The following is a 12,194-nucleotide window of genomic DNA, read 5'->3' as shown; positions in this document are numbered from 1 at the left end:
GAAATTTACAATAAAAGGTAAGATAAATGAAACATAAAATTGGGCTACTCACACTGTTAATTTCAGGTGCTTTACTGGCCGGTTGTGCTCAGAAAACATCGGATACGGTTAAAGTTCAGGTCATTGGTATCAATGATTTCCATGGCGCACTAAAAGCGCCAGGAGATGGTAAGTTAGGTGGAATAGAATCAATCGCCACCTTAGTAAACCAGTTAAGAGCGCAGAATGATAAAACTATTGTTGTTGGTGCAGGGGATTTAGTTGGTGCAAGCCCATTATTGTCATCGATGTTCTATGATGAGCCTACTATTGAAGCATTAAGTGCAATAGGCATGGAAACCAGTGCAGTTGGTAACCATGAGTTTGACAAAGGCAAAGAAGAGCTATTAAGAAAGCAAAATGGTGGCTGTCATCCAACCGCGGGTTGTGTTGGTAAAGACTCATTTGCAGGTGCCGATTTTAACTATTTAGCGGCTAACGTTATTGTAAAAGAAACAGATGAAACTCTGTTCCCATCATATTTCATTAAAGAATTTGATGGTATTCCAATGGCGTTTATTGGCCTAACTTTAGAAGGCACACCTGCTATTGTAACGCCAAGCGGTACCGCTGGATTAGAGTTTAAAAACGAAGTTGAAACTATTAATAACCAAGTGAAGCTATTGAAGGCACAAGGTATTAATAGCATCGGTGTTCTGATCCATGAAGGGGCGACACAGCAAGTTGATACGAAAGTTAAAGATATTAACCGTTGTGATAATATCAAAGGCCCAATTGTTGATATTGTAAACCAACTAGATGGCGCTGTAGACTTTGTGGTCAGTGGTCATACGCATCAAGCGTACAATTGTGAAATCAATGGTAAAACCGTGATTTCTGCACAATCAAATGGCGCATTGCTTTCTCAGTTAAATATTGAAATTGATAGAAATACAAAAGATATTGTTAGCATCAATGCGAAAAATATTCCTGTTGAAACAAAACGTTATGAGAAAAACCCAGAGTTAACGACTTTTGTTCAAAGATATGAACAAATTGCGTTACCTATTTCACAACAAGTGATGGGAACTTTGACGGAGAGTTCAGACAAAAAATTATTGCCAGCGGGTGACTCTACATTAGGTAAAATTATCGCTGATGGTCAACTCTATGCCGCTTCAAGTAAAGAAGCTGGTGGTGCGCAAATCGCCTTTATGAATAGTGGTGGTATTCGTGCTGATCTGAAAGCCGGTGAACTGACCTATGGTGATATTTTTACTGTTCAACCATTCTCAAATGTTGTCGTGACTCAATCTTTAACGGGTGAGCAAATCAAACAGGCGTTAGAACAACAATGGGATCGTGCGCGTCCACAAGTAATGCCTGTTTCTAAAGGTTTTTATTACGAATGGGATGATAGCCGACCTGTTGGTGATAAAGTCATTCAAAAATCAATGAAGTTAAATGGTAAACCGTTAGACATGAAAAAAAGCTATCGAGTTGCAGCTAATGAGTTTTTAGCAACGGGTGGTAGCCGATTCAGCGCGTTTAATCAAGGTAAAGACCGTGTTTACAGTGTGCCTGATAACGAAGCATTGATGCATTATTTTAAAGATAACTCACCAGTTTCAGTCCCAACTGATGTACGTATCAAAAAAATTAACTAGTTAAATCGAACGATATAACAACTAAAAACCCGAAGTGTTTAATCTCTTCGGGTTTTTTCTTTGTTTCAGCATTTATCTCAACCCTTTTTCTTTGGGTTAACAATTAACGGTAGCGTCTATATCAAAAACAATGAGATAATAATTCTCATTATCGTTAACTCGTTGTGAACTTAACTGTTTGAACGATCTCAAGCTGATTCGATTCATTCCTCGTTAAAAATGATTTGACGAATGTGATGGTTGTCATAATAATCAACTAAATTGATATGGATCAATATTTGGTATTACCAATTACCCAGTCATGCTATTCTATTTCATTCATAGTGTAAGGCATGGCTAATTAATGTTATCTAAGTTTTTTATCATAAAAGTGCTTAGATAACATTAATATATTTTGTTTCGAGGGATTTATGACCTTATCTCAACCAAAAATCATCGTCGTCGGGGGTGGTGCCGGTGGTTTGGAACTGGCAACACGTTTAGGGCGCAAATTAGGCCGGAAAAAACGAGCACATATCACACTCGTTGACCGTAATCCAAGCCATTTATGGAAGCCATTGTTACATGAAGTTGCTACTGGTTCATTGGATGATGGGGTTGATGCGATTAGCTATCTTGCCCATGCGCGCCATAATGCATTTAATTTCCAGTTAGGTTCATTGACTAATATTGACCGTGATAATAAAAAAATAGTGCTTGGTGAGCTATATGATAAACATGGTGAATTATTAGTTCCTTTACGTGAGCTTGAATATGATATTTTAGTGATGGCACTGGGAAGCAAGTCGAATGATTTTGGTACCCCAGGTGTGAAAGAACATTGTATTTTCTTAGATAATCCACAGCAGGCTCATCGCTTTCATGATGAAATGCTAAACCTGTTCTTACGCTATTCTGTACGTGATAATGCAGAAGAAAAAGTGAATATTGCCATAGTTGGGGGCGGGGCTACAGGTGTTGAGCTATCCGCTGAATTATATAATGCGGTTGAGCAACTCACTAGTTATGGGTTTAAAGGGCTAGATACCGATGCTCTCAATGTTACTCTGATTGAGGCTGGGGAGCGTATTTTACCTGCTTTACCTCCGCGGATCTCTAGCGCTGCGCATCAGGAGTTAAACAAGCTTGGTGTCAATGTATTGACTAAAACTATGGTCACTAGCGCTGATGCTGATGGTTTGAATACTAAACAAGACGGCAAAGTATTTGCTGATCTAATGGTTTGGGCTGCTGGCATCAAAGCGCCGGATTTCATGAAAGACATCGCAGGTTTAGAAACAAATCGTATAAATCAACTGGTAGTTAAGCCTACGTTGCAAACTACACGCGATGATATGATTTTTGCGATTGGCGATTGCGCCTCATGTGCTAAACCTGAAGGGGGCTTTGTACCGCCAAGAGCGCAGTCTGCACATCAAATGGCAAGTCGTTGTTATGACAATATTTTAGCCATGATGAAAGAAAAACCATTAAAAGATTATGTTTATAAAGACCATGGCTCATTAGTCTCACTATCACGCTTTAGTACCGTGGGCAGTTTGATGGGGAATTTGATGCGTGGAGATATGATGGTCGAAGGGCGTATTGCACGTTTTGTGTATATTTCTTTGTATCGTATGCACCAGATAGCTTTACATGGTTATATCAAAACGGGCTTAATGATGTTAGTAGGGAGTATTAACCGAATTATACGACCCAAGTTGAAATTACACTAGCCGCGATTTGTTAACATATCTAATTGATCTTCATCAAATTTTATGCACCTAGTTATTAATTTGATTAGGTGCATTATTTTTTAATGTGGTTAAATTAACCAATAAAATCAATGATAAAAGAATCATATTGATATCGTATATGAGAGTATTTTTATTTAGTAACGTTAATATTTGTAATAAAAACTATTTAGATCAATTTTAGTTGGTTGGTGATCGATTATATTACAGGCATTACTTATAGAGGTCTAAGTTACTTTATACGGATAATAAAGATGAGTTTAAAACCATATATTGAGCTCATATTATAATCAGTTGCGGTAACATTTTTTATTGATGAAAGATGTATGTTGTAAATATATTGGTATAACTCAGAAAATTTAGAAATCAATAAACTATAATGTATTGATTAATATAGTTAATTTAACCTATTTTATTTATCGCTGAGTCATATCATGGATATTAAACCTCACATTTAATTAATTTAAATCTTATATTAAGTAAAATTTAACAATTATAATTTCGGATAAATCTAAAAAATATATCTAATGCATGTAATGCATCGAATTATCTTGAGTAGCCGTTACAATAGGTCAGTATTAATTTAATAAGGATTGTACTATGAAGCTAAAATTTAAGTTGTTATTAGCAGCTATAGTGGCATGCCTTATTGTATTGTTAGTTGTTATCTTCACGCGTGAGCCTGAAATTAAATTAGCAACCGTATTATCGGTTGAGCCTATCAAATCTAACCGGCTTGTTGAGTACCAAAATTGTACGGTAACTGGGGTTTTAGGTACTTTTGACCAACAATCACTTTCTCGTTTTCACCCTGCGCAAAGCGAATGTAAAATGGTCTTTATGATAGAAGCGCTACAAGGTAAGGGGTTCCCATCCTTGTTTTATGAGCGTGACCCAACCTGTGTATCAGCGCAAAAAATGGAATTAGTTGTGGTTGGCTATGATGTTGTCTACCAAATTGGTAAAACAGTGGGGAAAGTGAGAACTTCCTATGCACCTTCTATGTTTATTCCGTTAAATGAGGAGGGGCGTTTGGTTTTGACATCATCAGCTTCTGTATGCGAAACAATCCGCAGTGATGTCAAAAGCTTATTGCCATTTTATTGTTTACAACCAAATAATTTACCAATTACTGGAAACCCGTCTGCAATATTAGAATTGCAACCAAACCAAAATACTTTTGGTTTTATGGAATAGGTTTAACCAATTTGAATATTCTATTACAGGCAATCTTAATTGATTGCCTGTAACATTTTTACACCTTGAGTTTTTTAGGTTAATTGGTGTTCTTCAAAACTGGTTAATAGTTGTTTTATAAACTCAAGCCGAGTTGTCCTTTCCGCTAAATCATGGAAAAACTTCAGTCGGACGGGACCCTCTAAGCGATAAGTTTGTGGTTGATTTTGTAACAAGCTGATCAAGAAGCCCGGTTCGACTTTATTTTTCTCACTAAACTCAATAAAACCCCCTTTCTCATGGGCTTCAATGCGCTTAATACCTAAAGCTTGAGCTTGCAAACGAATTGCAGCAGACGTTAAAAGGAACTTGCCTGCATCAGGGAGGGTGCCAAAACGGTCAATTAACTCGGTACGTAATTCGTTTAATTCTTGATTATCTTTTGCACTGGCTATCCGTTTATAAAAAGACAGTCGCATATTTACATCGTGTATATAATCGTCAGGCAAAAGAACCGGCATCCGTAGCTCAACTTCAGTTTGTTGGCTAGTTAAGTCTTCCAGTGAAGGTTCACGCCCTTCTTTTAGGGCCTCGACCGCGCTTTCTAACAGTTCCATATATAAGGTAAAGCCAACAGTTGTCATCTGCCCGCTTTGGTCTTCGCCAAGTAATTCTCCTGCACCTCGAATTTCTAAATCATGAGTCGCAAGTGCGAACCCAGCCCCTAAATCTTCAAGTGAAGAAATGGCTTCGAGACGCTTGTGGGCATCTGTTGTCATTGCTTTAGGATGCGGTGTGAGTAAGTAAGCATAAGCTTGGTGGTGTGACCGGCCGACTCGACCACGTAATTGATGCAATTGTGCTAACCCAAAATGGTCAGCTCGTTCAATGATAATGGTATTTGCAGTAGGAATATCGATACCCGTTTCGATAATAGTCGTACATATCAAGACATTAAAACGTTGATGATGGAAGTCGGTCATCACCCGTTCTAATTCCCGCTCCCGCATTTGGCCATGACCAACAACGAAACGAGCCTCAGGGACTAGTTCTTCAAGGCGCGCTTTGGCTTTTTCAATATTTTCAACATCATTGTATAAGTAGTAAACTTGGCCCCCACGTAGTGTTTCACGTAAAATGGCTTCACGTACCACGAGCTCGTCATATTGGCGAACAAAGGTTTTTACAGCTAAACGGCGTGCTGGCGGCGTGGCGATAATGGATAGATCGCGCATACCACTCATTGCCATATTCAGTGTCCGAGGAATAGGGGTTGCTGTAAGTGTTAAAATATCAACGTCTGCACGCATAGCTTTTATTCGTTCTTTATGACGGACGCCAAAGCGGTGCTCTTCATCTACTACCAATAAGCCCAAATCTTTCCATACTAAATCACTTTGTAGCAGTTTATGAGTGCCAATTAAAATATCAACTTTGCCTTCTGCAGTCTCAGCAATAATCTGTTGCTGCTCTTTCGCCGTTTTAAAGCGAGACAACATTTCTATACGCACAGGCCAATTGGCGAATCGGTCTTTGAAATTATCATAATGCTGTTGTGCAAGTAAGGTGGTTGGAACTAAAACAGCTACCTGCTTATTATTGTTGATAGCTAGGAATGCTGCACGCATAGCCACCTCGGTTTTACCGAACCCAACATCACCGCATACCAACCTATCCATAGCTAATGGTTGGCACATATCACTGAGTACAGCATTAATTGCCATCTCTTGGTCAGGGGTTGTTTCGAAAGGAAAACCTTGGCAAAACTCTTGGTACTGTTCTTTATCCTGTTTGAAGGCAAAGCCCGCTTTGGCTGCACGCTGTGCGTAAATATCCAGCAGCTCTGCTGCAACATCACGTACTTTTTCAGCCGCTTTTTGGCGGGCACGTCCCCAGCTATCACTGCCTAGCTTATGTAGTGGCGCATTTTCATCCGCACCACCTGCATAGCGGCTAATTAAATGCAGTGACGAGACCGGAACATAGAGTTTATCTTCACCTGCATAAGTTAAGATTAAGTATTCTGCTTTAATGCCACCGGCTTCTAGGGTGATTAACCCTTGATAGCGACCAACGCCGTGTTCAATATGGACGACGGGTTGCCCCGGACGTAATTCAGCTAAGTTACGGATCAGTGTATCGGTATTAATTGTTCGGCGGTTATCAGTACGACGACGAACAACGCGTTCACCTAACAGGTCGCTTTCGCATATCAACGCTTTATGGGCATCGACTTGAATAAAACCATGCTCAGCTGCGCCGATAGTAATAGCAAAACGGCTATCAATGTGACTTGCGTAATGCTCAATAATTTCAGGGCGAATTTTCAAGCGAGCTAACAGTTCCGTGACTGTTTCACGGCGACCTTCACTTTCCACAGAAAAGATGATCTTGCCATCAAACTGTTCCGTGAATTGACGAAGTTTGTCTAAAGGGGTCTTGCTTTGGCCTTGAGTACTGATGTCCGGTAGCGGTAAATAGTCTAAATTCGTATTAGCGGCTTTGGGAGCTAAAGATTCAGTGGATAATTGAACACGAGGCCATTGTTTTAATGATTGGTTGAGCTGTTCAACGGTTAACCATAAGTCTGTAGGGGGGAGTAATGGCCGCATTGGGTCAACCCTACGGCTATCATAACGTTGCAACGTATCGAGTTGAAAGCGTTCTGCGGCTTCTTGTAGATTTTGTGAAACCAATAAACTAGATGACGGTAAATAATCAAATAACGAGGGCAGAGGCTGTGAAAAAAATAAAGGCTGCCAATATTCGATACCAGTTGGTAACGTATTTTTACTGACTTGCTGGTAAATGTGCTCTGGGTCACGGCGAACGTCAAAGCGTTCCCGCCACTGGCTACGGAAACGTTCAATTGCGTCTTTATCCGTTGGAAACTCGTGAGCAGGGAGGAGATTGATATGGCTAACTTCCTCAAGTGTTCGTTGTGAGTCAACGTCAAAAGTTCGCAAACTATCAATTTCATCATCAAAAAAATCAATACGAAATGGTAATGTACTGCCCATTGGGAATAAATCTAATAACGCCCCACGGGTTGCATACTCGCCATGCTCTAGAACTTGCTCAACATGGCGATAGCCTGCTTTGTCTAATTCGGCACGTAAATTATCACGGGAAAGTTTATCGCCTTTTGCCATGACCAATGCATGGCTAGTTAAAAAATCAGGGGGACAAACTTTCTGCATAAGCGTATTAACCGGAAGGATTAATGCGCCTTTTTGCATAGATGGTAAGCGGTATAGTGTTGATAAACGATGAGAAATGATTTCTTGATGTGGGGAGAAATTGTCATAAGGCAATGTTTCCCAATCAGAAAGGGTTTCAATAGGGTGATGTGTAAATTGTTGAATTTCATCACGTAAGCGCAAAGTATTTTGCATATCACGAGTGACAATAACAACAGGCCCTTGATGACGTTGGATCATTTCTCCACATTCAAGCGCACCAGCCGCCCCGATAAGGCAACCTAAATGGCGGACATCGCCACTACGACTAGGGAGTTCATAACGAAATTTTGACGACATAGAAATCTTTGGTATCTCACAGCGATTAGTTAAGCAATTAAATAAAATTCAATATAATGATAGCCAGTTTTTTTATGATTAATACTTAAATTAACCAATAGATAGTTAAACAATAAAATTCACAATAATACAATCGGTTTTAACTCGTAATTTGTCTGAAAGTCAGACAAAAAGGCACTCAAATAAGAAAAAATACCCGTGAGTGGTTCCATTCATCAATCGTACCCTTTATTATCGCTGAACACTTCGCTTTGGCAACAGGGGCATCATAGACTTCATGCACCAATCTGTCTCATTATTTATAGGTCTACGCTATTTACGTGGACGCGCTGCCGATAAATTCGGGCGCTTTGTTTCCAGTTTGTCAGCAATCGGCATCACACTGGGCGTTACGGCATTAATTACGGTTACATCAGTGATGAATGGTTTCGAGCGATCGCTACAAGATAGCATACTTGCTTATATGCCGCAGGCAATTTTAACCTCAGCATCTGGAAATATCGACCCAGCCCAACACCCCATAAAGGCCTTACAGAATTTAAAAGGGGTTAACCACATAGCTCCCATTGTACAATCTGATGTCGTACTACAAAGCCGCACCAATGTTGGTGTTGGAATGATGGGGGGAATCGAACCAACAGAACCTTCTTTGCTATTAGACAAACTGATTAGTGGCCAACGAGAGGACCTAAAAGCAGGTAGCTACAATGTGTTTTTGGGGAATAAACTGGCGGAAAATTTAGGAGTTAAGCGGGGGGATGAAGTCCGTTTAATCATTCCGGGTGTGAGCCAGTTAACGCCAATGGGGCGTATTCCAAGTCAGCGTTTGTTTAACGTCGCAGGTATTTTCCAAACCAATGGCGAAGCGGATACCAGTGAATTGATCGTTGCGCAGCAAGATGCAGCACGTATGTTGCGTTATCCAGCTGGTCGTATTACTGGGTGGCGTTTGTATTTAGATGAACCTTTAAAAGTGGATGAATTAAGTAAGCAAGCATTGCCTAGCGGGTTGGTATGGACGGATTGGCGAGAACGCAAAGGGGAGTTTTTTCAAGCTGTACGCATGGAAAAAAATATGATGGGTTTACTACTTAGCCTAATTATTGCGGTGGCAGCTTTTAATATTATCACTTCGTTATCACTTCTGGTGATGGAAAAACAAGGTGAAGTTGCAATATTAAAAACCCTCGGTCTAAAACGCTGGCGTATTTTAGCCATCTTTATGATCCAAGGCGCAGGCGCAGGGGTGATTGGCTCACTAGTGGGGACGGTACTTGGTACACTATTGTCTAGCCAGTTAAATTTTATCATGCCACTGATTGGTTTATTACCAAAAGGTGTATCTCTACCGATTGTACTTGATTACTCAGGTATTTTAATTATTGCACTAAGTGCGATGCTGATTTCACTGCTTGCGACGCTTTATCCTTCTTGGCGTGCAGCAGCGGTCCAACCTGCTGAGGCTTTACGTTATGAATAAACAACCACTTCTTGTCTGTGAAAATTTAAATAAAACTTATCAAGAAGGGGCATTGTCTACGCAAGTGCTAAAAAATGTCAGCTTTTCTATGGGGCTTGGCGAAATGATGGCCATTGTGGGGAGCTCCGGGTCTGGTAAAAGTACCTTATTACATTTACTTGGTGGTTTAGATACGCCATCTGAAGGGAATGTAATTTTTCGCGGGCAGCATATTAATCAATTGTCTTCTGATGAACGTGCTGCTATTCGAAATAAGGATTTAGGCTTTATTTATCAGTTCCACCACCTACTACCTGACTTTACGGCTCTTGAAAATGTGGCTATGCCACTGTTAATTGGTGGTGCTGCAAAAGAATTGGCATTGACTAAAGCGACAGAAATGTTAGAAGCGGTAGGTTTGGCACATCGTGCAGGGCATAGGCCTTCTGAGTTATCAGGGGGGGAGCGTCAACGGGTGGCAATCGCCAGAGCGTTGGTTAATGAGCCCGCTTTAGTATTAGCTGATGAACCAACGGGGAATCTTGATTTACGTAACGCAGATGCCATTTTTGAGTTATTGGGGGAGCTAAATCGTACACAACGTACTGCTTTTTTAGTTGTCACTCATGATATGACATTGGCGCGCCGTTTATCCCGCCAATTGGAAATGCGTGACGGGCACTTACAACAGGAAGTTACCTTGGGGGCTCGGTAATGTTTAAAATGCCTCTTACATTATTAACAGCGTTACGCTTTAGTCGTGGTCGCCGTCGGACGGGGTTGGTTTCTTTGGTGTCGATAGTGTCGACATTGGGTATTGTGCTTGGCGTTGCTGTTTTAGTCATCGGCTTGAGTGCCATGAATGGTTTTGAGCGCGAATTAAATAACCGCGTGCTATCTGTGGTCCCACATGGCCAGATATATGCAGTAAAGCCCCCTTATAAAGATTTAGATTTTGCCGAACAAGTCATTCGCAAAACCCCAGGTGTGGAAGCCGTGAGCCCATACATCAATTTTACAGGGTTGCTTGAGCGGGGGGCGAATTTAAAAGCAATCCAAGTGATGGGAGTTTCTCGCGAAACGCAATCGCAAGTTAGTGCATTGCCACAGTTTATCCTTAACGATGCATGGGAGCATTTTGAAGCAGGAAAACAATCCATTATTTTGGGGCAAGGCGTTGCTAATGCGTTGAATGTTAAGGAAGGGGACTGGGTTACAATCATGATCCCCAATACGGATGAAAGTTTGAAAATCCAACAGCCTAAACGTATTCGTGTTCAGGTAACGGGGGTGTTTAAGCTTAGTGGTTTATTGGATCACCAACTTGCTTTAGTGCCGCTTGCGGATGCTCAAGAATACCTTGATTACGGTGATGGCGTGACAGGTTTCGAAATTAAAGCAACAGATCCTTTTATCGCCGATAAGGTGGTTTATGATGCTGGGTTAAAGACAATGCATCATGTCATCGTTAAAAGCTGGATTGGTGATTACGGCTATATGTACAATGATATTCAAATGGTTAGAAGTATTATGTACTTAGCTATGATCCTAGTGATTGGCGTTGCATGCTTTAATATTGTATCGACTCTTGTGATGGCAGTTAAAGATAAAAGCAGTGATATTGCTGTACTACGGACGCTAGGGGCTAAGGATGGGCAAATCCGTGCTATTTTCTTATGGTATGGGTTATTAGGTGGCTTAGTTGGCTCTTTGATTGGTGTTGTATTAGGTATAACGATATCCTTAAATTTAACAACTATAATCAAAGGGATAGAAAAAGTAGTCGGTCACCCAATTCTATCTGGAGATGTTTACTTTATCGATTTTCTGCCTTCTGAATTGCATATGATGGATGTGGTCTATGTTTTAATCACAACGATTATTTTAAGTTTGGTGGCAAGTTGGTACCCAGCTCGCCGAGCAAGCAAATTAGACCCAGCTCGCATCCTTAGTGGTCAATAATCAGTGCACACTCAGCCAATCACCTTAGCAATAGGCTTTAAGGTGATTGGCTTCTTTATTGGGTTTGTGTTTCTAAGAACATTTGTTTATAGCTACGCTTTTCAATCATCGCTTCCGTGAAACCATATGTCATCGCAACACTTAATAATTTGTTATATAAGTGTTTGAGTAAACGACTATCGTCCGTCATGATAGCGAATTCGGCAAACCAACCGATGCCAGCAAGATGGTCTATGGTGATATGAACATCATTCAGGAAGTAAATACTACGAACTTTTGTTGTCACCAAACTACAGTGATAACCTAGTGTTACTAACATATTTTGCACATGTTGGCAGTCATCAATATTAATTGCTTTACATTCGGAAGAACCTGGGCCCTTGACTATCCATAACTTAATCCCTGACGGAACCATCTCACGAACACACATGCTAATATTATTCGCTGCAAGTGGCGAATTTTCACTGTCATAGAAATAATCAGTTTCTGAATTATTTTCAGTAAATGGCTCAGCTTGGTCGGCTTTTATTTTTTGTAGAAAACTCTCAGGGTTTGGTAACCGAAATTTAATTTCAGCTTCATATTTACCGACAAAGTGCTCGCTCATTAAAATATTCCTTATAATCAATAGGCAAGTAGGTGGTTAGGATAGCATAAATGGCGAGTATTCAGTGTGTTA

8 protein-coding genes are annotated in these 12,194 nt (G+C 40.4%); 6 read left to right on the top strand and 2 right to left on the bottom strand.

Features of this window, described 5'->3' with window-relative positions:
* Positions 1–26 precede the first annotated feature (26 nt).
* The 3 genes from RB151_RS12680 (at position 27) to umoD (ending at position 4,576) form a co-directional block, all read left to right on the top strand.
* Positions 27–1,646 carry a bifunctional metallophosphatase/5'-nucleotidase gene (locus RB151_RS12680; protein WP_071548159.1) on the top strand — a complete coding sequence of 540 codons (1,620 nt, stop codon included), beginning with the start codon at positions 27–29 and terminating at the stop codon, positions 1,644–1,646.
* Positions 1,647–2,056: 410 nt separating this feature from the next.
* Complete coding sequence (locus RB151_RS12675; protein WP_042843456.1) at positions 2,057–3,361, top strand: NAD(P)/FAD-dependent oxidoreductase; 1,305 nt, start codon at positions 2,057–2,059, stop codon at positions 3,359–3,361.
* Positions 3,362–3,979: 618 nt separating this feature from the next.
* Positions 3,980–4,576, top strand: coding sequence for a UmoD family flagellar biogenesis regulator (gene umoD / locus RB151_RS12670; RefSeq protein ID WP_042843457.1), 597 nt, complete (start codon positions 3,980–3,982; stop codon positions 4,574–4,576).
* Between the two features lie 74 nt (positions 4,577–4,650).
* On the opposite strand, the gene mfd is transcribed toward umoD, so the two are convergent.
* The gene (mfd, locus tag RB151_RS12665; RefSeq protein ID WP_071548158.1) at positions 4,651–8,094 is read right to left on the bottom strand and encodes a transcription-repair coupling factor; all 3,444 of its coding nucleotides are present in this window, start codon (positions 8,092–8,094) and stop codon (positions 4,651–4,653) included.
* A gap of 277 nt (positions 8,095–8,371) precedes the next feature.
* Between mfd and lolC the strand changes: the two genes are divergently transcribed.
* The 3 genes from lolC to lolE are packed head-to-tail and all read left to right on the top strand — an operon-like array spanning position 8,372 to position 11,515.
* A complete protein-coding gene (lolC, locus tag RB151_RS12660; RefSeq protein WP_071548157.1) occupies positions 8,372–9,574 on the top strand; it encodes a lipoprotein-releasing ABC transporter permease subunit LolC in 1,203 nt (400 codons plus the stop codon).
* A complete protein-coding gene (lolD, locus tag RB151_RS12655) occupies positions 9,567–10,268 on the top strand; it encodes a lipoprotein-releasing ABC transporter ATP-binding protein LolD (RefSeq protein WP_042843461.1) in 702 nt (233 codons plus the stop codon). Before lolC ends, lolD begins: the two co-directional genes overlap by 8 nt.
* Positions 10,268–11,515, top strand: a complete 1,248-nt coding sequence (gene lolE / locus RB151_RS12650) for a lipoprotein-releasing ABC transporter permease subunit LolE (RefSeq protein WP_042843462.1) — start codon at positions 10,268–10,270, stop codon at positions 11,513–11,515. The genes lolD and lolE overlap by 1 nt, the downstream gene beginning before the upstream one ends.
* A 55-nt stretch (positions 11,516–11,570) precedes the next feature.
* Here the strand turns inward: lolE and RB151_RS12645 are convergent, their stop codons facing one another.
* Complete coding sequence (locus RB151_RS12645) at positions 11,571–12,122, bottom strand: class IV adenylate cyclase (protein ID WP_048607406.1); 552 nt, start codon at positions 12,120–12,122, stop codon at positions 11,571–11,573.
* Between the last annotated feature and the right edge of the window lie 72 nt (positions 12,123–12,194).

Origin of the sequence: Providencia rettgeri (genome assembly GCF_001874625.1) — a bacterium.
Taxonomy (GTDB): Bacteria; Pseudomonadota; Gammaproteobacteria; order Enterobacterales; family Enterobacteriaceae; genus Providencia; species Providencia huashanensis.
Note: the sequence above shows the minus strand (reverse complement) of the source record. Positions and strands in the feature narration are given on the sequence as shown.

What these genes read in the sequence shown, in the direction of transcription:
- umoD (WP_042843457.1), top strand. Translation starts at nt 3,980, where the DNA reads ATGAAGCTAAAATTTAAGTTGTTATTAGCAGCTATAGTGGCATGCCTT.
- lolC (WP_071548157.1), top strand. Translation starts at nt 8,372, where the DNA reads ATGCACCAATCTGTCTCATTATTTATAGGTCTACGCTATTTACGTGGA.
- RB151_RS12645 (WP_048607406.1), bottom strand. Translation starts at nt 12,122, where the DNA reads ATGAGCGAGCACTTTGTCGGTAAATATGAAGCTGAAATTAAATTTCGG.
- RB151_RS12675 (WP_042843456.1), top strand. Translation starts at nt 2,057, where the DNA reads ATGACCTTATCTCAACCAAAAATCATCGTCGTCGGGGGTGGTGCCGGT.
- RB151_RS12680 (WP_071548159.1), top strand. Translation starts at nt 27, where the DNA reads ATGAAACATAAAATTGGGCTACTCACACTGTTAATTTCAGGTGCTTTA.
- mfd (WP_071548158.1), bottom strand. Translation starts at nt 8,094, where the DNA reads ATGTCGTCAAAATTTCGTTATGAACTCCCTAGTCGTAGTGGCGATGTC.
- lolE (WP_042843462.1), top strand. Translation starts at nt 10,268, where the DNA reads ATGTTTAAAATGCCTCTTACATTATTAACAGCGTTACGCTTTAGTCGT.
- lolD (WP_042843461.1), top strand. Translation starts at nt 9,567, where the DNA reads ATGAATAAACAACCACTTCTTGTCTGTGAAAATTTAAATAAAACTTAT.